Here is a 20,998-nt window from a genome sequence, read left to right on the forward strand (position 1 = left end):
CGGCGCATTGATTTAGATAGTGAGGGAAGAAAGGCTCTTTCGTGGTGAGGCTTAACGCTCCGGCCCGTGGAATTCCCCCCGCGCTCTATACCCCTGATGAGTTTCAGGCGGCGGCGGACGCGCTGGCGGCCGGCACGGGCCCCATTGCCATTGATACGGAACGCGCGGGTAACTACCGCTATGATGACCGAGCCTTCCTCCTCCAGCTTCGCCGCGCCGATACGGATACTTTCCTCATCGCCCCGGAAGGCCATAGGGATGCGGTCGCAAAAATCCTTGGTCCGGTCATCAATGGCAAGCAGTGGATCCTTCACTCCGCACGCAATGACCTTCCGTGCCTGGCCTGGCTGGGCCTGCACCCCGGCGAGCTCTTTGATACCGAAGTAGCCTCGCGCCTGGCCGGGTTTCGGCGCCCTAGCCTGCTCAACATGATGGACCAGCTACTGGATCTGCAGATAGACAAGGCCCACTCCATGGCTAACTGGTCCGCCTATCCTTTGCCCAAATCGTGGTTGGCGTACGCCGCCCTCGACGTAGAGCACCTCATCGAGTTAGCCGAGGAGCTGGAATTCCTCCTTGAGGAAGACGGGTATTTGGAATGGGCAGAGGAGGAATTCCGCCACATCGTTGAGCTGTTCAAGGGCCCCTGCGAGCCGGAGGAGGGCAACTGGCGCTCCACCAAGGGGATGGGTTCCCTGCGCTCCTCGCAGCAGCTCGCGGTGGCCCGCGCGCTGTGGTTTGACCGCGACGAATCGGCCAAGGCCATGGATGCCTCACCCTTTGCGATCCTGCCGAACAAAACCCTCATTGAGGCGGCGCGCACCCTGCCGGATTCCTATCGCGATGTCACCCGCCTACCCCAGTTTCCGCGCGATAGGCCCGGCGCCGCCGAACACATTCTTAAGGTCATCGACAACGCGTTGGACACGGACCCTACTACCTGGCCCGATCTGCACGGCCCGGCACCGTCAAGCCTGCCTAAGCAACTGTGGAAAAATAACTTCAGCAACAGCTGGAGCTCCTACCAAAACGTGCGGGATGAAATAGCCGGAGAGGCCGAGGAGCTGGATCTGCAGGTGGATCTGGTCATAGAGCCGCACGCGCTCACCGATGTTTTCTGGGCCTTTGTTCATTCGGCCTTGACCCACCCCGGGGTGGAAGCGAAAGATTCGGTCAACACCAGCACCCGCAAGCTTATCGACCGCGTGGAACCCCTAAGCCTGTCGTGGCTAAGCCCCACCGATATTGAGCCGGCGCTGGCCACCGCCGGCGTGCGCCCGTGGCAACGCCGGATTGTTACCCCTATCCTTCGGCGCCGCCTCTTCCCGTAGTCCGCCGCCCATTGGCCGCACCCTTGTAAACACGATCGAGCAAGCCCCGGCCAAAAAGCACGGGTCTGCTTTGGGCCGGGGCTGCGACGGTATACGAAGGCTTTACTCCGCGGCTTCTTCCTCACCGTGGGTATCCATACCGAAGCGCTCTTCCAAGTTGTCGAGCCAACCGATGATGGAGGCAGAGATCCCGTCGGCGTCGAGGCCTACTTCGGCGAGCAACTCGCCGCGGGAGGAATGAACCGGGAAGACACTTGGGAAGGCCAGACGCCTAAACGGCGTATCGACCTCCGAGGCCGTCAGGGCTTCATTAATCAGGGAACCAATACCACCACGCATCACTCCGTCCTCAACCACGACCACCAAGTCGTGGTCATCGGCCAACGCGATGATGGATTGTTTCACCGGCGCTACCCACCGCGGGTCAATGACGGTGACGTTAACTCCCTCTTCCTCAAGTAGTTCCGTGGCGGCCAGTGCACGCGCACACATAGCGCCAATGGAGACTATGAGCACGCTCGGCGCGTTCTCTCCCGCATCGTCAGAGTAATGCAGGATATCCACCCCATCCGCCAGGGTGTCCACCGCCTCGGTGTCTTCCAGCAGGTTGCCCTTCGGGAAGCGAACCACTGACGGACCGTTGTCAATTTCCAGCGACTCGTTGAATAGCTCGCGCAGGCGCTGCCCGTCGCGCGGCGCGGCTATATGGATCCCCGGCACGATTGAGGTCAACGCCATATCCCAGACGCCGTTGTGGCTTGGGCCGTCCGTGCCCGTCACGCCGGCGCGGTCCAAGACTATAGTCACTGGCTGATCGATCAACGCAACATCCATGAGCAACTGATCAAACGCGCGGTTGAGGAATGTGGAGTAGATGGCCACCACGGGGTGGTAACCACCAAGCGCCAACCCAGCCGCGGAGGCCAAGGCGTGCTGCTCGGCGATGCCCACGTCAAAGAACCTCTCCGGAAAGCGCTCGGAGAAAGGAACCAACCCGGTGGGCCCGGCCATGGCTGCGGTAATAGCCACGATGTCTTCGCGGCGTTCGCCCGCCTTGACCAGCTCCTCGGAGAAGGCGGCGGTCCAACCTGGTTGGCTTTTCGCCATGGATTTTCCGGTGACCGGATCAATAACGCCGGTAGAGTGCATCTGGTCGTTAGGCTCATTGACCGCTGGGAGGAAGCCATGGCCCTTCTCAGTGACCACATGGACGATGATTGGGCCTTCAAAATCCCGCGCGTACGTAAACGCGCGCTCCAAAGCCTGTAAATCATGCCCAGAGACTGGACCCACGTACTTCATGCCCAATTCTGGGAACATCTCAGTTGGCAGGACGGTGGACTTTACGCCCTCCTTGAACGCGTGGAGGGCACGGAATGTGTGCTCGCCAACCCATCCCATGGACTTGAGCGTTTTCTTGCCGGTCTCCATCAGCTCGTCGTAGCCGTGCTGCGCGCGAATGCGTCCCAAGTTCTCCGCCAGGCCGCCGATGGTTGGCGAATAGGAACGGCCGTTGTCATTGACCACAATGACCGCGTTGCGTGATTTGTCGCTGGCAATGTTGTTGAGGGCTTCCCAACACATGCCTCCGGTGAGCGCGCCGTCTCCAACCACCGCGATGGCGTGACGGTCTTTGTCGCCGGCCAGCATGAACGCCTTAGACAGGCCGTCCACAACGGATAGAGCCGCCGAAGCATGCGATGACTCAGTCCAATCGTGTTCGGATTCGCCACGGTCCGTGTATCCGGACAGTCCACCCTTCTGGCGCAGCGTATCGAATTTGTCCACCCTGCCGGTGAGCATCTTGTGCACGTAGGACTGATGGGAGGTGTCAAAAACCACGGCGTCCCGCGGTGAATCGAAAACCTTGTGGAGGGCAATGGTTAGCTCAACCACGCCCAGGTTGGGGCCCAAGTGCCCACCAGTGGCGGCCACTTTCTCAATGAGGGTCTGGCGTACCTCATCGGCAAGTGCCTCGAGCTCCTGCCGGCTCAGGCCGTTAAGATCCTGGGGAGAGGCGATAGATTCAAGGAGTGACATATAGGTCTCTCAGACTCCCTTACTTGAAATAAGATTCATAGAAATTCTTCCCTCTACCGTACCCGCTTGTATCCACGAAGCGAGAAAATAGTGGGACTACCTGCAAGTTGTACCCACGCGGAGCGTGTCAGCTGGCTGGTACCAGGCGCGCAAGCGTTTCAAAATGGGACGTTCCGGGAAACGCGTTGACCATAACCAAATCGTTGACCTCGTAACCATGCGCGCCCCAGTAGGCCACGTCCCTAGCGAAGGTGGCGGGATCGCAGCCGATGTGCACGATTCGAGCCGGCCCAGCGGCGGCAACCGTGGAGATTACTTCCTTACCCGCGCCCGTACGCGGCGGATCCAGCACCACTGCGGTAGGCGCAATCAACTGATCTGCCACCTTTTCCACCTTGTTGGTGATGACCTCAACATCGTAGGCAGACAGACCCGGCTGTTCCGCGGCGGTCGCGGCGGGGGAATAATCCACAGAGATGACCTTTGTCGGCGCACTCTCGCCACGGTTGACGGCACGGGCGGCGTCTTCAAGGGATTCGGCCAGCGCCGGGACAAAAAGTCCTACTCCGCCGTACAGGTCCCAACCCACTGGCGGCTGCCCCGCGCGGACGGTGCCGGCGAGCATGCGGCGAACGATCTCCGCGTACTCATCCGGTGCCGCGCCATGCGCCTGCCAAAAAGCCGTTGCCGGGAAACTGAAATCAATGTCATCCGCGGTCTCGACCACCGTGCCCGAGCCCTCGATGACCTGGGTGATGGTTTCCACGCGGCGGCCCCGGGAGGCCTTTCTGCTTTCTACTACGTGACGCTTATCCTGGGAATCGAGAACCACAATGACCTCTGAGCCCGGGGTAAACCTGCGGGCACCTTCCCCCACGATTCCATCCACCAAGCCGTCGACCAGTTGGGTGCACACTTCGTCGGTGACGAGCTCATGGGAGCCCTTCTTGCGCAGCCCCGCACGCCCCTGTGAGTCAACGCCCAGGCGCACCCGCGTGCGCCAGTGGCGGTGCGGCAAAAGGTCTACTACGTGAATCGCCGGGATTTCCTCTAATTTTGCCACCCGGCCTAATTGGTCGCGCAGCACGCTAGCTTTAAGCTCGGGTTCCTTTTCCGGCACGACGAAGGAAAAATCGCAGCACCCTGCGCCCGCGTCCGCAGCCGGGCAGGAGGATTCAGTGCGGTACTCTCCGGCCTCGACGACGGAGGCTACCTCGGCGAACGCCATAGACTTTTTAACCTTGGTTAGGGTCGCGGTCACCGTATCTCCGGGCGCGGCCCCGCGGACGAAAACGATGCGTCCGTCCTCGGCTTTGCCAATGCCTTCGCCCCCGTGGGCCATGCGGTCCACGCGAATTTGGATAGATTGGCCTTTTTCTAACTGCTTTGTCATTGCTTCCGTTCTTCTGGAGGATTAATCACAGCCCCGGGCTGGGCTTCTTTAACCTGCCGCGGATCCGCTGGGCTGGGAATATCGGCCGGTTGCGCGTTGGTTGCGGCCGCTTGGGCGTCCATCACCGCCGGGATTTGCCCGGCCTCCGCGGCCTCCACCGCCTTATCAGCCTTGCGCACCATCCATACTGTCAGCGCGGTAACCAGGCCGGTAAGCGGCCACCCCATGAGGATCCGAACCACGCCGAGGGTGGTTGTTGAATCGTCCGAGTTGTAGATGTTGTTCTGCACAAGGAAGCGGGCTAAGAATACCGCACACCATCCCAGGGTGGCGTACGTGTACGCGCGAAGCGCCTGCGGCACATGGCGCCAGGCCATCTCTTCGCCATTAATCCCCTTCCAGATGACACCTACCGCCGGCCACCTGAACAGTACGGATGCGAACGCCGCGGCGAAAAGCACCAACGAAGCCCAAATGCCGTAGAGGAAGTATCCCTTCGCATCGCCGGTAAACCACGCAATCGCCGCGCAGAGGGCCACCCCCAGTAGGCCGGATATTGCGGGCTGGATGGTCTCCTTGCACAGTAGGCGCCAGACCATGATGAGCGCGGCCGCGCCGACAGCGGCTATCAGCGCTGGGGTTAGCCCCCACAGGCTATTGACGGGGATGAGAACCAGCACCGGAAGGGTGGCTGATACAAGGCCGGTAATCCCGCCCATCTGCTCAAGCAGGGTCTGCTCTTCTAAGGGCTTACGCTCTAGCCGCTGCGGCTGGTTATCATCTGCCACGTGTGTGCATATCCTCTTCTGTGAGTTATGAATAGTAACTGGCACCGGCAGCCTAGGGCTTACCCCGCGTATCAACCCGCGATCGTGCCAAGAGTATCGGTTTAGCGCTCCGGCTCGTTGCCTTGCCCCTGTTCATCACGCAGCTCGCGCAACTGGGAAGCGGCTTCATCTTCCGCACTGTTACGTTCGGGCGCGGCCTGCGCGCGCTGGGCCTCCTGCTGGGCCTGCGATTGGCGCTGTTCCATCGCCTGGCGGACCTGCTCTACCAGCTGCTGCGGCATGGTCACCGGCAGCGAGTTTCCGGCCAGGATTGGGGATTCGCCACGGTAGACGAAGGTCCGCGCGATGACCTCACGCGCTAAGTCCGCCAAGTCACCTTCCATGCCTTGGGGGGCGGCGAGCGTCATGCGCAACATCCATCGTGGTCCTTCAACGCCAATGATGCGAATGGTGCCATTGGGATTCGTGCCCACGATTTCAGTGCCCCACGGTCCGTCTTCGAGGTGGGCCTGAAGGCCGTCCCGTTCAATCCCTTGGACTAATTCACCGGCGGCACTAGCCCACTGTCCCGCGCTGCGCGGTGCCGCAAAGGCCACCGGAGTGATGCGGCCCACCTTAGTGACAATGTGGAGCATCTTTGGGCCATTCTCGCCCATCTCGACCTGGACCTGCGAGCCTTTTGGCAAAGCGATCTTCATCGATCCTAGGTCAAGGATTCCCACCGAAAAGTCGGAGAAATCAAAGTCCGTGATGTCTACAGAGTCACCATCGAACGGACCAGAGTTTCCATTAACGGCATCATGCGCAACGGCCTTGACGCTCATTTCAGATGGTTTTTCCTGTGGCGCTGCATCAGCCGAGGAATCCGCCGCCTCAGCTTCGTGAGCGACCCCGAATTCCGCGGTGGCGGCGCCCGCGTTGCCATCCTGCCCCGAGCCGGAGCTCTGTGAGGGGCTCGCGTCCAGCGCCTCCGTTACTGGGTCAGCTTCGGTGTCTTTGTCTTTCTTTCCAAACGGCCACAGTGCCATATCGCGTCAATCCTTAGGTTCGTTATTTCTACAGGTTCCTGTTTTTCCAGCCAAGCAATCAGGTTACCCAGATTCCGCCTGACGTATACGTGCGTTGCGCTTTCCATGCCGGTCCACTAGCTAGAGCGACCTACGGCGTAAATACCTCTATCCCGCGCGAACCACCAAGCAGGCGAAGCCCCCAGCGGCGGGGTACACCGCCTGGCCGCTACACACCAGTCGAGCCGTGACCGCCGGCGCCGCGAACGGTGCTATCTAGCTCGTCGACCTCTGCAAAGCCCACTAGTTCCACGCGTTGGATCACCAGTTGCGCGATGCGCATCCCGCGGGCGATCTCGATCGAGTTGTGCAGGTCATGATTGATGAGGCATACCTTGATTTCACCGCGATAGTCTGCATCTACCGTGCCTGGAGTGTTAACCACGCTCAATCCCTGCTTGGCGGCCAAACCGGAGCGCGGGTGAATCAGCCCAACGGTGCCCAAAGGCAAAGCGATGGCGATGCCTGTACCAATTAATGCCCGTTCACCTGGGGCTAAGGTAACGTCTTCTGCTGCGTACAGGTCGGCGCCCGCATCACCACGGTGCGCGCGTCGCGGCAGGGGGAGGTCCTTGTCGAGGCGCTTGACCAAGACATCGCCATAGGGGCTCAGCGGCTCTGTAGCCGGATAGGCTGAGCCTCCGCAGAAATTGTCGTAGCTATTTTCGTCATGCTTACTCACGCCCCACAGCCTACCGCCCTTAGCGGTAATCGGTCAGTTGCGGTCTACAATGGTTAACCGTGACTAATAAGGACGAAGAATCTTTCCCACTCCCAGATTCCACTCAAACCCCCGCTCAGGGTAGTTCCACCGTGCTGTACAGCGAGCGGCACTGGGTGCCCTGGCATTTTTGGCCCCTGGCCTTGATAGTGGTCATCATCACCACGGGTTCCCTGGGCCTAAACCGCTCCATCGCCTGGGGCGTGGGGGCCTTCATCATCACCAGCATTATCGCCATCTGGATTCTGCTGGCATGGTCTAAAACCACCGTCAGCGTGGAACAAGACCCTGACGGCACCCGCTGGCTGATCGCCGGTGACGCCCAGCTGCCGCACGATGTAGTTGCGCGCAGCCTGGCAGTGCCCGCTTCCGCTCGCCGTGCGGCCCTTGGACCACAGTTAGATCCAGCCGCGTTCCTGGTGACCCGCCCATGGGTCAAGCAATTGGCGATGTTCGTCCTGGATGACCCGGAGGATTCGACTCCGTACTGGCTGGTGGCGGCTAAGAACCCAGAGGCTTTGCTGGAGGCATTCGTACCGCAGCAATTGGACGAGGCCCTAACCCCGCTCCGTAAGAAATAGACGCGAAAACCGAGTATCCCGCATTCACCTAACACCAGCCCCAAGCGGAAGTTGCGGCGGCGCCCCTAGGATGGGGAGCACGCCGTAGCGGGCGGACTGGGCGTAAGATTTTCGCTCTTACGCGGTGAATGCGGGATTGTTGCCTTTTCGCGTTCGCGGCGGCTTCTAGGCGCAGTCGAGGCAGACCGGCTGTCCGCCTTCCTCGTGGGAGAAGCGCTTGTTGGACTGGACCAGGAAGCAGTAGGAACAGGTGAACTCGTTTTCCTTACGAGGAATGACGGTTACATTGAGCTCTTCGCCCGTGTAGTCATCTGACGGCGGCTCGAATGCCTCGACAATCTCCCCGTCATCGTCCATGCCGTTATTCTCAGCTTCCGCGGCCTTGAGCCCCTCGAGAGAGTCGGTCTCAATTTCGTCTTCAGCGCGTCGACGTGGTGCGTCGTAATCAGTTGCCATTGATGCTCTTCCTTTTCGGCGAGTACACAGGGACAGTCCTTTTATCGATCGCGAATACTAAAACACGGATCAGGATCTGTCATACTCCCCCACGCCCTGGCTTCCCCCGCCGCCCGAAACACGCCCTAGCACTGCGGCTTCAGGCAGCATTTACCTGCAATAACGCTAGAATTTTTGAGGTGTATCACAATACCTACGGGGGTGAATTTTAACCACTCTTGCTACCCCCGCCACCGGCCGGATAGAGCCGGTTTCATTCCGCGGCCGAGGCGCGCAAGACCCAACCATTCGAATAAGCGGCCGGCCGTTAATGGCCCCTGCCGAGCCGCCACGCAGCTACGAACCAGGGATGGGCTCAAGACCCCCGCAACCTTTAAGAATTTCCTCGAAGTTGTGGGCCAGTTCACCCGACGCCGCCCACGTCACCATCCCCTCCTTGCCCGCCGTGGCGATGCCCGGCTCATGGACTATGGCCCCTGCTTCACGGGCGATAACCGCTCCGGCGGCATAGTCCCATGCATTAATGCCGTGTTCGTAATACGCATCCACGGTCCCCTCCGCCACCCGACACAAGTCAAGGGCCGCGGCACCCATCCGGCGAATATCGCGGACCTGTGGTAACACACGGGTCAACACTTGAGCCTGCAGCGCACGCCGCTGGGCGGAATAACTAAACCCCGTAGCAACCAACGCCAGGGCGGGATCCTTTTCCTCCCGGCAATGTAGTTCGCGGATGACATGACGGTCACGAATGAGCTGGGCGCCATGCCCTCGTGCAGCCCGGTAGAGCGTCGCCCTAGCCGCGTTGGCCACAACCCCCACGGCCAACTGACCGTCTACTACCGCCCCGACCGAAACGGCATACTCTTCCAGTCCGTAAAGGAAATTGACGGTGCCATCGATGGGGTCCACGATCCAAGTCACCCCGGAGCTCCCCTCAATTGAGGCACCTTCCTCCCCCAGGACTCCATCACCCGGGCGGGCACGAAGTAAAGTATCCACAATAAACCTCTCTGAGGCGGTGTCCACCTCGGTAACCGGGTCTACCTCAGAGGATTTGGTGGTCGAATGCGCCCCGAGCCCCTCGGCACGCTCGAACCGTGACCGCATGGAACCAATCAGGTCCACGGCTTCTAACACCACCGAGGATGCCAAATCCCGCAGTTCCACTAGGTCCACGGAAAATGGCATAGAAGGCGTTTCACGCTTCGCGCGCTCTTTGGGTTGAGGATTCTCCATACCTCCATCATGCCTTTTCTCTACACTTGGTGCCTATGAGTACAACCAATGCGCCTCAGCCATCGACCGCACGCGTAGACAAAGCGGACCAAGCGGACATGTTGTCCTTCGGAATCGATATCGGCGGGTCCGGTATTAAGGGCGCCGTGGTCAATTTGGCCAGCGGCGCATTTGAGGGCGAACGCCTGAAGATTAAAACCCCTCAGCCAGCCACTCCCGAAGCGGTTGCCGAAACCGTAGCAGCCATTGTCGAGGAGAAGGACTGGGACGGCCCGGTGGGCATCACCGTCCCCGCGGTGGTGAGGAACCAAGTCATCCAGTCCGCCGCCAATATCGACAAAAGTTGGATCGGGGTGGACGCAGAAGAACTCTTCGGCCAGCATCTCGGGCAGCGCCCGTTTACCGTCCTTAACGACGCGGACGCCGCGGGCCTGGCTGAGGTCGCCTACGGAAATCAGATCACCCGCCGGGGCCCGGTGGTATTCCTCACCCTCGGCACCGGCATCGGATCCGCGTTATTTATCAATGGCCAGCTCTACCCCAACTCTGAGCTGGGGCACATTACCGTCGGAAAGAAGAGTGCGGAAAAGCAAGCCTCCTCGGCGGTTCGCGAGCGCAAGGAACTGAGCTACGAGCAGTGGGTTGAACGCCTCAACCGCGTTCTTGCCGAATATGAAAAGCTCTTTAGCCCCGCAGCGTTCGTCATTGGCGGCGGAATCTCGCGGAAGTTCGACAAGTGGGGACATTACCTAGACGTCGAAACCCCCGTGTTGCCAGCACAATTGCGCAACACCGCGGGTATCGTGGGCGCTGCGATGGCCGTCGAGGACGGCCTTCGGCCTTAAAGGTTCATCGCCATAAGGCCTCCCCTGACGTAAAGAACCGGACCGTTTAAGCGGCCCGGTTCAACACGATGGGGCAAAGATCATCTATACTGGACGGTCGATCATTAAATGAATATCCCCCGCCGCCCGAAATAAGGAGCTTAAGCACTATTTCCTCCCCCGTAGTTTTTGCGGGGCTCGAGGAGATAACTGCGTGGGTTTTGGGCGTTATGCGGGGGACCTAGTCAACATTTTCACAGGCGAAAGGGCGTACGTGGCAGCCACTGATTCTTCAGATAAGGCACTCGATGAGGGCGTAGAAGGTACTACCCCTGCGCGAAAGACTGCCAAGAAGACGGCAAAGAAGTCCGCCAGGAAAACTGCAAAGAAGACGACGCGCAAGACCGCCAAGAAGTCTGCGCGTAAGTCCGCTAAGAAGACGGCGAAGAAGACCACCCGCAAGTCCGCGGCGAAGAAGGACACGTCCCCTGCCGCGTCTCAAGAGTCTGTCAAGGATGAGGAGGAGCTGGAGAACCAGGACGTGGATCCTTCCCTCGATGACTCCGACGAGGAACCTGACTTCGATCCGGATAACGCCGATCTCGAGGATGAGTTCGAGGACGAGGAAGGTGACATCACCGACGCGGACGAGGAAGACGAAGAAGAGGTTTCCTCGGTCTGGGATGAGGAAGAGTCCGCCGCCCTGCGCCAGGCGCGCAAGGATGCGCAGCTGACCGCCTCTGCCGACTCCGTACGCGCCTACCTCAAGCAAATCGGCAAGGTTGCGCTGCTCAACGCTGAGCAGGAGGTCTCCCTAGCCAAGCGCATCGAAGCCGGTCTCTACGCCCAGCACTTGATGGATGAGATGCAGGCGGCCGTTGACTCCGGCGATGCCAGCGCCAAGTTCACCCCTACCAAGAAGCGTGACTACCGCGCCATCGCCCGCGATGGCCGCAAGGCAAAGAACCACCTCTTGGAAGCAAACTTGCGTCTGGTTGTCTCCCTCGCAAAGCGCTACACCGGACGAGGCATGGCCTTTTTGGATCTGATCCAAGAAGGAAATTTGGGCCTCATCCGCGCGGTCGAAAAGTTTGATTACACCAAGGGTTACAAATTCTCTACCTACGCTACGTGGTGGATCCGCCAGGCCATCACCCGCGCTATGGCCGACCAGGCCCGCACCATCCGCATCCCGGTCCACATGGTCGAGGTCATCAACAAGCTCGGTCGCATTCAGCGTGAGCTGCTGCAGGACTTGGGCCGCGAGCCAACCCCGCAGGAGCTGGCTAAGGAAATGGACATCACCGAGGAGAAGGTGCTGGAGATCCAGCAGTACGCTCGTGAGCCAATTTCCCTGGACCAGACCATCGGCGATGAGGGTGATTCCCAGCTGGGTGACTTCATCGAGGACTCCGAGGCGGTAATCGCGGTCGACGCAGTGTCCTTCACCTTGCTGCAGGATCAGCTCCAGGACGTGCTGACCACCCTGTCCGAACGCGAGGCTGGCGTAGTTCGCCTGCGCTTTGGCCTGACCGATGGCATGCCGCGCACGCTGGATGAGATTGGCCAGGTATATGGCGTCACGCGTGAGCGCATCCGCCAGATTGAGTCGAAGACCATGTCTAAGCTGCGCCACCCATCGCGCTCCCAGGTGCTGCGCGACTACCTCGATTAGTCAGCGACCTTTCGTTAAAGCCCCGCCCATCCGATTGGATCGGCGGGGCTTTGCGCTGCGTACGGCTTTATCCCCCCGCCCTCCGCTACCCTGCCGGCTGGGCTAGGCGGGCGGCGGACTGGCTGCCAGTGCAAAAGGCCCACCCCGGTAAGACATGCCCGCGGTGATGGGGCACACCTTGCCGGTGTGGGCCTTAGGGTATGAAATCCGACCTGAAGCGGCTAGCCAGCTTGATTCTGAAGGCTTACTGCCAATTCATTCAGGCAAGCCTCGACCTGGTCCGGGTTGCGCACTTGTCCGGCCGGATCGTAGAGGCAGCCCTGCACCTCGGGAGAATTGATAAATAGGCTAAAGATGAAGACGGACAGGCCAATGCCAATAATGGACAGGATGATGCCCACTACCGTCATCCACGTGCGGCGAGCCTTACCCACCTTCTTACGGTTGCGCACCAGGGCGATAAGCCCCAAGAGGACGCCTACGAGGCCGGTGATGAAACCGAAGAGGATAAAGCCTAGGAAGAGGCTAACCACGCCCACTAGGAGAACTATCACCGCCAGGATGGAGGGCTTATTTAGCTTGGGGTCTTCCTGCTGGATCGCCTCTTGGCCCGCAGGATCAAGCTCGTAGCCTTCGTAACCGGCTCCCGCAGCAAATGGTTCTGCTCCCGGGTGGCTCACAGCCCCGCCGGTTTCTGGGTACTGAGGTGCTGCGTTGTCCCCATTGTCGGAATCGCCGTAGCTGGGAAGACGTCTATCTGCATCTCCGTATGGGTTTTGAGGGGTGGTCATAAGTAATAGCCTTCCTAAAGTTGCTAATCGTTCGGTTGAGTGGATACTACATACGGCACCGTTGCCCCGGTTGTGTCCGCCGCTAGGCGCGTCGCCGGGTACCGCACAGCACGCATGCCGCCGCAGCGGCCAGCATACAGCCCCAATCTAGCTTCGTGCAGGCGCCTACCCTACCAAGCGCGCAGGTATTCGATGCGCTCGCGGAGCTGATCGGCATTGCACAGCGCGGTAGGCGGGCCGCCACACGCCTTGCGCGCCTCCGTGTGGATAGCGCCATGGGGCCTTCCGGTCCTGCCCGCAGTGATGGAGACAACCGTATTCAGCTCTTTGCGCAGCTCGGTTATTTCATCGAGGACTACCCCTGAGTCTTTAGACCCGGCCCCCGTGCGCTTGGGCGCGGATGGCATGCCGTATATTTTGCGGCGGTTTTCCTCGGCGGCTTCAGCGGCCCTGCGGGCCTTTTCCTCGGCCGCGCGGGCGTCCATTTCCTCTTCCTGTTTCTTGCGCAGCAGGTCTTTTACCTGGTCAGCATCCAGCAAACCGGGAATGCCTAGGAAGTCTGCGTCCTCATCGTCGATGGCGGCGGTATTGAAGGATGAGCCGTCGAAGATGAGGGAGGAAAACTCCGCTTCGGCCCCGAGGGACTCGTAGGACTTAGCTTCATCCGGTTCGCTCTGCTTTTTGTTGGCCTGCTCAAGCAGGTCATCATCCCAACCATCCTTTGGCCGATCCGGCTTTCCCAGGACATGGTCGCGGGACTTTTCCATATTCTCCGCCAAGCTGAGCAATACCGGAACGGAGGGCAGGAACACGCTTGCGGTCTCACCCGGCATACGGGAGCGGACGAAGCGGCCGATAGCCTGGGCGAAGAACAGCGGCGTGGAAGACGATGTGGCATACACGCCAACGGCAAGGCGGGGGACGTCGACTCCCTCTGACACCATGCGGACGGCCACCATCCACTCATCCGTATTATTGGAAAATTCATTGATGCGCTCGGAAGAACCTGGCTCATCGGACAGGATGACCGATACCGGCGTGGAGGATAATTCCTTCAGGATCTTGGCGTAGGCGCGGGCGGTTTGCGTGTCGGTAGCAATGACCAGGCCGCCGGCGTCTGGCATGTTGCGGCGCATCTGTTTCAGGCGCGTATGGGCGGCGGCGAGAACGGACGGGATCCAGTCACCCTTGGGATCAAGTGCTGTGCGCCAGGCGCGGGCGGTTTGCTCCGGGTTCATGATATCCCCCAGCCGCGCCGCGTACTCCTCGCCGGCCGAGTCACGCCAACGCGCCTCGCCAGAATAGGTCAAGAAGACGACCGGGCGCACCACACCGTCGGCTAGCGCGTGCCCATAGTTATAAGCGTGATCGGACTGTGAGACTTGATGGCCTTCCCCGTCCTCCTCGTAACGCACGAATGGAATTGGGGAATCATCGGAACGGAAAGGGGTACCGGTAAGAGCCAAGCGATGCTCGGCATCGCCATACGCCTCACGGACGCCATCACCCCAACTCTTCGAGTCGCCGGCGTGGTGTATCTCATCAAGGATGACCAAGGTACGCCTCGCTGAGGTCACCGCGCGGTGCTTATAGGGATGCATACCCACCTGGGCATACGTAACCACCACGCCGTCAAATGCTGGGTTTACGGCAGAGGAATTGGTGAAATGCGGATCCAGGGAAAGCCCAACACGCGCCGCAGCCTCAGACCACTGGACTTTAAGGTGCTCGGTGGGGACCACAACGATCACGCGCTCAACGGTGCGGTCCTCAACCAATTCGGTTGCGACCCTCAGGGCGAAGGTGGTCTTACCTGCACCTGGGGTTGCCACCGCCATGAAATCCTGCGGCTTGGTCTTGAGGAACTTGTCCAGCGCCGCTTGCTGCCACGCGCGGAGCTTTCCTTTGTTGTTGAGTTTCTTTGGGCTCACTTGCGGCGCAGACCCTTATAAATGCGCTCGCAGTCAGGGCAAACCGGGGAGCCCGGCTTAGCCTGCTTAGTGACGGGGAAGGTTTCACCGCACAGGGCAACGACCATCTTGCCGTTGACCGCGGAATCAACAATCTGATCCTTCTTTACGTAGTGGAAGAACTTGGGAGTATCCCCGTCGCCGGTAGATGTCTGTTCCCGAATATCTGGCCGCTCAATAGTTTTAGTAGTGGTACTCACGCCCCCATCTTGCCCCAAAAGTGTCCCATTCGGCCAGTCAGGTCTAGTCTAATAAACCATGGACTCCAGAAACCCTGACACCGGCACTGGCGATGCCCCACGTAGGGATAATTCGGCGAAAGGCTTTCTTCCGCTCCGACGCAAAGAGGTAACTCTTATCACGGATGCAGAGGAAGCACCCGGACAATCCCGCCGCAGGCGCGAGCTGGTCTACGGCGTTTTGCAGTTCATACGCATCCCATCTCTGCTCTTAGCCTTCTACCTTATATACGCCCATCAGGCATGGCTATGGGCCGCTTTGGTAGTCGCCGTCACCCTGCCGTTACCGTGGGTCGCGGTGGTGCAGGCTAATGACCACGGCAAAAAGCAAAGCAAGCGCGAACGCAACGTGTACAAACCGGCCATAGCCCGCCAAATGCAGGCCCAGTACGAGGCAGAATTGGAAGCCCAGCGCCGCGCGGCGCTGGAGGCTAATACTCAGGACGAAGCGCAGGCCCCGGGTTCGCCTGAGTCCAGAGGCGGCGGTTCCCGCGCGGATTCGAGCGCGGACGTCATCGACCACGAGGAACCTTCCGCTCGCGATAGCGGCCCTACGAGCGGAGACCGTTAGGTCCCGCCGAATTCCCCGGCCTGTAGACCGGAACCTGTAATTTGGACCAGGCAAGCATCCGCGCTCGCGCGGTGTTAAATATTTTTTAAACGCGTTGCATTAAGAAAGCAGGCCGAACCATGAGTAAGGACCCCTCTTTTTGTCCCAGCCTCTCCCCCGATCATCCAGTTGCCGAGTTAGCGCCAGAGCTCATCGAACTCTTTGAGGATGCTGGCTTTACCGCCGATGGCATCGCTGGGCACTTGGGCCCGGAGTATTACGAGGCGCTTCATCGGGGCGAGCCCGCTGCGGTAGCGCTCGGCGCCTCCGGTGACAGTCCACTCGACCGGCTGATTCGGCTTTTCATCCTGCACGATGAAGTCCCGGCAACCGTACTCGCCGACGTTGTGGGCGCGCGGCTTGCCACACAATTACTTGACTCCGGGGTGGCCATCGTCGATGGGAACGGGAGCGTCCGCATTGGGCTAGATATTCGCCCCCACGTCGTCATGGGAGCCAACCGATGGATCTTTTCGGACGTCGATGCATCCCTTATCAGCCACGTACCGGGCTCCGAGCACGTCTTAGGCGTGGGTTCCGCGAGCCTCTCCCTGCTGCAGTCCACCTCGGTATCCCCAGTGAATACGGTGCTCGATTTGGGCACCGGCTCCGGCATCCAGATACTTGGGCAGTTAAGCTGCGCCGAGTCCATCACGGCAACGGATATCCATGCCAGGGCGCTGGAGTTGGCCCGGGCGACCGTTGCCGCAGCCGGTGCGGATGCGCAGGTGGAGTTTCTACAGGGACCGTGGTTCGAACCGGTCCGGGACCGGACCTTCGACCGCGTGGTGGCTAACCCGCCATTCGTGGTGGGTTTGCCGGAGGTGGGCCATGTCTACCGAGATTCCGGATTGAACCTCGATGAGGCCAGCAGGCTGGTAATTTCCACGGCTCCTCGCCACCTCACCCCGGCAGGCACTGCTCATATCCTCGCCGCGTGGGTCCATGGTGGTGATGAATCGTGGCAGCAACGCGTGGCGAGCTGGTTACCGGACAAGGGCGTCGCGGCATGGATTATTCAGCGCGACGTAGCGGATCCCGCGCTGTACGTTTCGACCTGGCTCAAGGACGAATCCGTCGATGTGCGTACCCCTGAGGGTCGCTCCCGCTCCCAGGCGTGGCTGGAGCACTTCGCCGATAATGACGTTACGGGCATAGGCTTTGGATTCGTGGCCATCCAAAACATCGGTGATGACCAGCCCTCGGACATCCTTGCCGAGGAGATGCCGCAGCGTTTCGAGGACCCACTCGGCCCAGAGGTTGAGGAATACTTTGCACGTGTCGCGTGGCTCCGCTCCCTAGTCCCGGGCGAGTTGGAACATAAACACTTTGCCGTCCGGCCGGCTCTCGCAAAAGAAGACGTCAGCCTTCCCGACACGGAACTTGGCCAAGGGTTTAGCCGGGCCGCTCTACGCCTGACGCGTACCGACGGCCCCCGCTGGTCCCATCAGGTAGACGAGCACTTGGCGGCCATAGTCGCCGGGCTAAATCCACAGGGCCTCAGCCTTGCCGAGACTGTCGAGTTATACGCAACGCTCCACGGCTTCGACGAGGAAGAATTGCTGGCATCCGCAGTCCCCGCGGTCGTGGACTTGGTTCGCCACGGGTTGATAATCCCTGCGGAACTCTTGGAGGTTTAAGGCAGATGAAGGCAGTACTGACCCGCGTATCTAGCGCATCGGTCACGGTAGATGGAGAGACCGTGGGCAGCATCGAGGCGCCCGAGACCGGCGGCCTACTAGCGCTCGTGGGGGTAGCCCGCGACGATGAAGCCGACGCGGACGCTAAGGCGGAAACCATGGCGCGCAAGATAGCGGAGCTGCGCATCCTCGACGGCGAGGTTTCCGTCGAGGATGCTGGCGCCCCGATCCTCCTTGTCTCACAGTTCACGTTGTACGGTCGCACCGCCAAAGGCCGCCGCCCATCATGGTCCGATGCCGCGCCGGGTGAGGTAGCCGAACCGATCATCAACAAGGTTGCCTCCCTGCTTCGCGGGCGCGGACTCACCGTCGAGGAAGGCAGATTCGGCGCAATGATGCGCGTGTCCTCCGTCAACGAGGGGCCATTCACCGTGCTTGTGGAGGTCTAAAAGCCACGCAGGCCTGGGCACCTAGTTGGTTACGCCGAACACGATCGGCTGGAACCTTCGTATTCTCGCAGCTCAGCACACCTCTCCTACCCCCATTTGGCGCAGTTTCACTGTGATCTGACACGTTTTTGTGGCGCCGGGAACTAAAAGCGCCTACCGGCCGTTGGACTAGGTGTACAGGCGAAAAGCTAAGGGATATCCCATCCAGGGTTGGCCCTTTTAAAGCCCAAAAGGAGGCCGTAAGTGACTAGCGCATCTACGACGAAGGCCACAACACTAACTGAGGAAGAAGAAAAAGAGATTGACCGCGGTTCGCGCCGCGGCCATACCAATGACAATCCCTCCGCTGACCTAGTCCGTGTTTACCTCAACGGTATTGGTAAAACCGCACTCCTCTCCGCTGAGGATGAGGTTGAACTGGCTCAGCGCATCGAGGTTGGTTTGTATGCGGAGTACAAGCTCAACAATGCCGAAAAACTGACTCGCGCCGAAAAACGTGACCTGAAGATTCTGGTCAAGGATGGCAAGAAGGCGCGCTCCCATCTCTTGGAAGCAAACCTCCGCCTGGTGGTCTCTTTGGCTAAGCGTTACACGGGCCGCGGGATGCCGCTGTTGGATCTCATCCAGGAGGGGAACCTGGGACTAATCCGCGCGATGGAGAAGTTCGATTACGCTAAGGGGTTCAAGTTCTCCACTTACGCCACGTGGTGGATTCGCCAGGCAATTACCCGCGGCATGGCGGATCAATCACGCACCATCCGCCTCCCGGTGCACCTGGTTGAGCAGGTCAACAAGCTCTCCCGCATTAAGAGGGAGATGTACCAGTCGTTGGGCCGCGAGGCAACCAATGAGGAGCTGGCGGAGGAATCCGGCATCGATGAGGACAAGATTGAGATGTTGCTTCGCCAGTCCCGCGATCCGGTCTCGCTGGACATGCCGGTGGGCGCCGATGAAGAGGCCCCGCTTGGTGACTTTATCGAGGATGCCGAGGCGACCGATGCTGAAACCGCGGTAGTCGCGTCCATGCGCCACTACGATATTCGCGATGTCATTGGCACCCTAGAGCAGCGCGAGCAGGACGTCATCCGCCTGCGTTACGGCTTGGATGACGGAGTCCCACGCACGCTGGACCAGATTGGGCGCAAGTTCGGCCTCTCCCGCGAGCGCGTACGCCAGATTGAGCGCGAAGTTATGGCCAAGCTGCGTGATGGCAACCGCGCTGACCGCCTGCGCGAATATGCCCTTTAGCTAACGTGAAAGGCGTGGCTAAGCCCGTCCCAACCTTGCGCCCCCTTGACTCGGTATCTCGACCCGTTGAGGGGGTTGCAGCATATCTACGGAACGACCGGGCGTGTGTCGCGCGCCACCGCCCGTCCTACCAGTTAACCCTTCTCACCAACGGCGCACCCGTTGCACTACACGCAAGTGCGCTAATGTGTGTAGGTAAATTAGTTGAAGCATTTTGACTTAAGAAAGGCGTGTCCACGTGAAGGACCTTGTCGATACCACTGAAATGTATCTGCGCACCGTTTACGAACTTGAAGAAGAGGGCATCACGCCGCTTCGCGCGCGTATCGCGGAACGCCTTGAGCAGTCAGGCCCTACCGTGTCCCAGACAGTGGCACGCATGGAACGCGATGGGCTTTTAATTGTCCGCCCCGATAGGAGCTTGGAATTAACCGCGGAGGGGCGCGAATTAGCCACGGCGGTTATGCGCAAGCACCGCTTGGCTGAACGCCTATTGACGGACATCCTGGGGCTCGATATTCATCAGGTCCATGAGGAGGCCTGCCGCTGGGAGCATGTGATGAGTGAGGACGTGGAGCGCCGCATGGTTGCTGTACTTGATGACCCATCTCGCAGCCCTTTCGGCAACCCGATTCCTGCGTTGGACGAATTGGGATACAAGACCTTGGATACAAAGGTCGGTACGCGAGCTATTGATCTGCCTACTGCCAAGGAAGTCCAGGCAAAAGTTGTGCAAATCAATGAGATCCTGCAGGTGGATCCGGCACAATTTCGCCAGCTTGAGTCCGCGGGAATTCGCGTCGGCAGCATGGTCACGGTGCTAAATAGCAAAGGAACTGTGACTATTACTTCAGAGTCTGGCCACGAAGTGGAGCTCGATGATGACTTGGCCCACGCAATTCGAGTCGAGGAGAACTAACAATCAATGAAGCTTCTAGTTACCGGTGGAGCCGGTTATGTTGGCAGCGTATGCGCGGCTGTTCTCATTGAGGCTGGCCATGACGTGACCATCATCGATAATTTCACCACCGGCAACCGTGAGGCTGTGCACCCTCAAGCTCGTCTGGTCGAGGGGGACGTGCGCGACAAGGCCGCCGAGGTCCTCAGCGAAGGCGGATTCCAGGGAGTGGTCCACTTCGCGGCACGCTCGCTGGTTGGCGAATCCATGGAGGTTCCCGCCGAGTATTGGCAGCACAACGTGGTGACCACCTTGGCGCTGCTCGATGCGATGCGGGCGCATGACGTTAAGAGTTTGGTCTTTTCTTCCACCGCCGCGACCTACGGCGAGCCAGAAACGGTCCCGATCACGGAGGACATGCCAACCAGGCCAACGAACCCGTATGGCGCATCGAAGCTGGCTATTGACTATGCCATCACCTCGTACGCCCAAGCATACGGACTCGGCGCAACTTCTCTGCGCTACTTCAACGTTGCGGGAGCCTACGGTAGCATCGGCGAAAACCGAGAGATCGAAACCCATCTGATCCCCATCGTTTTGCAGGTAGCCCTGGGCCACCGCGATAAGATCATGATGTTCGGCGACGATTGGGATACCCCGGACGGCACCCCAGTTCGTGACTACATCCATATCCGCGACTTGGCCGATGCCCACGTTTTGGCGCTCAAGAGCAATCAACCAGGCACCCACCGCATCTACAACCTGGGTTCCGGCGATGGATACTCCGTTAAGCAGGTTGTAGATATGTGCCGGAAAGTCACGGGTCACGAGATCCCGGCGGAGGTGGCTCCGCGCCGCGCGGGCGATCCAGCCACGCTCATCGCATCCTCTGCGAAGATCAAGCGCGAGCTTGGATGGGAACCGTCCCGCACCGATCTTGAGACCATCGTTAGGGATGCATGGGCATTCACCAGCGAACTCGGGGACCGTGCGCACTCCGCCCGGCGAAGTGGTTAGCGCCCACGGTTTTCCTAGGAC

General features: G+C 60.0%; 20 protein-coding genes. 10 read left to right on the top strand and 10 right to left on the bottom strand.

Features of this window, described 5'->3' with window-relative positions; genetic code table 11:
• Window positions 1-44: 44 nt before the first annotated feature.
• On the top strand, window positions 45-1,331 hold the full coding sequence (locus CENDO_RS06410) for an HRDC domain-containing protein (RefSeq protein ID WP_168707178.1): 1,287 nt from the start codon (window positions 45-47) through the stop codon (window positions 1,329-1,331).
• Between the two features lie 102 nt (window positions 1,332-1,433).
• Here the strand turns inward: CENDO_RS06410 and dxs are convergent, their stop codons facing one another.
• The 5 genes from dxs to dut form a co-directional block, all read right to left on the bottom strand.
• A complete protein-coding gene (dxs, locus tag CENDO_RS06415; RefSeq protein WP_136141294.1) occupies window positions 1,434-3,371 on the bottom strand; it encodes a 1-deoxy-D-xylulose-5-phosphate synthase in 1,938 nt (645 codons plus the stop codon).
• Between the two features lie 127 nt (window positions 3,372-3,498).
• Window positions 3,499-4,764, bottom strand: a complete 1,266-nt coding sequence (locus tag CENDO_RS06420) for a class I SAM-dependent RNA methyltransferase (RefSeq protein ID WP_136141295.1) — start codon at window positions 4,762-4,764, stop codon at window positions 3,499-3,501.
• Window positions 4,761-5,483 (bottom strand): DUF3159 domain-containing protein, encoded by a 723-nt coding sequence (locus CENDO_RS06425; RefSeq protein ID WP_136142181.1) that lies wholly within the window; start codon window positions 5,481-5,483, stop codon window positions 4,761-4,763. Before CENDO_RS06425 ends, CENDO_RS06420 begins: the two co-directional genes overlap by 4 nt.
• 170 nt (window positions 5,484-5,653) lie before the next feature.
• Window positions 5,654-6,580 carry a DUF3710 domain-containing protein gene (locus tag CENDO_RS06430; protein WP_136141296.1) on the bottom strand — a complete coding sequence of 309 codons (927 nt, stop codon included), beginning with the start codon at window positions 6,578-6,580 and terminating at the stop codon, window positions 5,654-5,656.
• Window positions 6,581-6,788: 208 nt separating this feature from the next.
• Window positions 6,789-7,232, bottom strand: coding sequence for a dUTP diphosphatase (gene dut, locus CENDO_RS06435; protein ID WP_210726589.1), 444 nt, complete (start codon window positions 7,230-7,232; stop codon window positions 6,789-6,791).
• Between the two features lie 128 nt (window positions 7,233-7,360).
• Here dut and CENDO_RS06440 point away from each other — a divergent pair, with 128 nt between their 5' ends.
• The gene (locus CENDO_RS06440; RefSeq protein WP_342773398.1) at window positions 7,361-7,921 is read left to right on the top strand and encodes a DUF3093 domain-containing protein; all 561 of its coding nucleotides are present in this window, start codon (window positions 7,361-7,363) and stop codon (window positions 7,919-7,921) included.
• A 165-nt stretch (window positions 7,922-8,086) separates the two neighbouring features.
• On the opposite strand, the gene CENDO_RS06445 is transcribed toward CENDO_RS06440, so the two are convergent.
• A complete protein-coding gene (locus CENDO_RS06445) occupies window positions 8,087-8,377 on the bottom strand; it encodes a DUF4193 domain-containing protein (RefSeq protein WP_136141298.1) in 291 nt (96 codons plus the stop codon).
• Window positions 8,378-8,713: 336 nt separating this feature from the next.
• A complete protein-coding gene (locus tag CENDO_RS06450) occupies window positions 8,714-9,616 on the bottom strand; it encodes an inositol monophosphatase family protein (RefSeq protein WP_246014196.1) in 903 nt (300 codons plus the stop codon).
• A 98-nt stretch (window positions 9,617-9,714) separates the two neighbouring features.
• On the opposite strand from CENDO_RS06450, the gene ppgK reads away from it, so the two are divergent.
• Together ppgK and CENDO_RS06460 are read left to right on the top strand one after the other, a co-directional pair.
• A complete protein-coding gene (gene ppgK / locus CENDO_RS06455) occupies window positions 9,715-10,461 on the top strand; it encodes a polyphosphate--glucose phosphotransferase (RefSeq protein ID WP_136142184.1) in 747 nt (248 codons plus the stop codon).
• A 253-nt stretch (window positions 10,462-10,714) separates the two neighbouring features.
• Entirely contained in the window at window positions 10,715-12,115 is a 1,401-nt protein-coding gene (locus tag CENDO_RS06460) for an RNA polymerase sigma factor (RefSeq protein ID WP_136141299.1), read from the top strand.
• Between the two features lie 221 nt (window positions 12,116-12,336).
• On the opposite strand, the gene CENDO_RS06465 is transcribed toward CENDO_RS06460, so the two are convergent.
• From CENDO_RS06465 to CENDO_RS06475, 3 genes are all read right to left on the bottom strand, one after another.
• Entirely contained in the window at window positions 12,337-12,906 is a 570-nt protein-coding gene (locus tag CENDO_RS06465; RefSeq protein ID WP_136141300.1) for a hypothetical protein, read from the bottom strand.
• A 170-nt stretch (window positions 12,907-13,076) separates the two neighbouring features.
• Complete coding sequence (locus tag CENDO_RS06470; RefSeq protein WP_136141301.1) at window positions 13,077-14,837, bottom strand: DEAD/DEAH box helicase; 1,761 nt, start codon at window positions 14,835-14,837, stop codon at window positions 13,077-13,079.
• Window positions 14,834-15,076, bottom strand: a complete 243-nt coding sequence (locus CENDO_RS06475) for a DUF3039 domain-containing protein (protein ID WP_136141302.1) — start codon at window positions 15,074-15,076, stop codon at window positions 14,834-14,836. Before CENDO_RS06475 ends, CENDO_RS06470 begins: the two co-directional genes overlap by 4 nt.
• Before the next feature lie 58 nt (window positions 15,077-15,134).
• On the opposite strand from CENDO_RS06475, the gene CENDO_RS06480 reads away from it, so the two are divergent.
• The 6 genes from CENDO_RS06480 to galE all read left to right on the top strand — a co-directional run bounded on the left by CENDO_RS06480 (window position 15,135) and on the right by galE (window position 20,977).
• A complete protein-coding gene (locus CENDO_RS06480) occupies window positions 15,135-15,686 on the top strand; it encodes a DUF3099 domain-containing protein (RefSeq protein ID WP_136141303.1) in 552 nt (183 codons plus the stop codon).
• A 119-nt stretch (window positions 15,687-15,805) separates the two neighbouring features.
• Window positions 15,806-17,365 (top strand): DUF7782 domain-containing protein, encoded by a 1,560-nt coding sequence (locus CENDO_RS06485; protein WP_136141304.1) that lies wholly within the window; start codon window positions 15,806-15,808, stop codon window positions 17,363-17,365.
• Between the two features lie 5 nt (window positions 17,366-17,370).
• Window positions 17,371-17,814 carry a D-aminoacyl-tRNA deacylase gene (gene dtd / locus CENDO_RS06490; protein WP_136141305.1) on the top strand — a complete coding sequence of 148 codons (444 nt, stop codon included), beginning with the start codon at window positions 17,371-17,373 and terminating at the stop codon, window positions 17,812-17,814.
• A 243-nt stretch (window positions 17,815-18,057) separates the two neighbouring features.
• Window positions 18,058-19,062, top strand: a complete 1,005-nt coding sequence (locus CENDO_RS06495; RefSeq protein WP_136141306.1) for a sigma-70 family RNA polymerase sigma factor — start codon at window positions 18,058-18,060, stop codon at window positions 19,060-19,062.
• Between the two features lie 238 nt (window positions 19,063-19,300).
• Window positions 19,301-19,981: an iron-dependent transcriptional repressor DtxR gene (locus CENDO_RS06500; protein WP_136141307.1), complete on the top strand. Its 681-nt coding sequence runs from the start codon at window positions 19,301-19,303 to the stop codon at window positions 19,979-19,981.
• A 6-nt stretch (window positions 19,982-19,987) separates the two neighbouring features.
• Window positions 19,988-20,977 carry a UDP-glucose 4-epimerase GalE gene (gene galE / locus CENDO_RS06505; RefSeq protein WP_136141308.1) on the top strand — a complete coding sequence of 330 codons (990 nt, stop codon included), beginning with the start codon at window positions 19,988-19,990 and terminating at the stop codon, window positions 20,975-20,977.
• The last annotated feature ends 21 nt before the right edge of the window (window positions 20,978-20,998 follow it).

This window comes from Corynebacterium endometrii (assembly GCF_004795735.1).
Classification (GTDB): domain Bacteria; phylum Actinomycetota; class Actinomycetes; order Mycobacteriales; family Mycobacteriaceae; genus Corynebacterium; species Corynebacterium endometrii.

Bases quoted from the DNA above. Each gene is read 5' to 3' on its own strand.
- ppgK (WP_136142184.1), top strand. From the start codon at position 9,715: ATGTTGTCCTTCGGAATCGATATCGGCGGGTCCGGTATTAAGGGCGCC.
- CENDO_RS06420 (WP_136141295.1), bottom strand. From the start codon at position 4,764: ATGACAAAGCAGTTAGAAAAAGGCCAATCTATCCAAATTCGCGTGGAC.
- CENDO_RS06445 (WP_136141298.1), bottom strand. From the start codon at position 8,377: ATGGCAACTGATTACGACGCACCACGTCGACGCGCTGAAGACGAAATT.
- CENDO_RS06480 (WP_136141303.1), top strand. From the start codon at position 15,135: ATGGACTCCAGAAACCCTGACACCGGCACTGGCGATGCCCCACGTAGG.
- CENDO_RS06425 (WP_136142181.1), bottom strand. From the start codon at position 5,483: ATGGGCGGGATTACCGGCCTTGTATCAGCCACCCTTCCGGTGCTGGTT.
- dxs (WP_136141294.1), bottom strand. From the start codon at position 3,371: ATGTCACTCCTTGAATCTATCGCCTCTCCCCAGGATCTTAACGGCCTG.
- galE (WP_136141308.1), top strand. From the start codon at position 19,988: ATGAAGCTTCTAGTTACCGGTGGAGCCGGTTATGTTGGCAGCGTATGC.
- CENDO_RS06465 (WP_136141300.1), bottom strand. From the start codon at position 12,906: ATGACCACCCCTCAAAACCCATACGGAGATGCAGATAGACGTCTTCCC.
- CENDO_RS06430 (WP_136141296.1), bottom strand. From the start codon at position 6,580: ATGGCACTGTGGCCGTTTGGAAAGAAAGACAAAGACACCGAAGCTGAC.
- CENDO_RS06485 (WP_136141304.1), top strand. From the start codon at position 15,806: ATGAGTAAGGACCCCTCTTTTTGTCCCAGCCTCTCCCCCGATCATCCA.
- CENDO_RS06450 (WP_246014196.1), bottom strand. From the start codon at position 9,616: ATGGAGAATCCTCAACCCAAAGAGCGCGCGAAGCGTGAAACGCCTTCT.
- dtd (WP_136141305.1), top strand. From the start codon at position 17,371: ATGAAGGCAGTACTGACCCGCGTATCTAGCGCATCGGTCACGGTAGAT.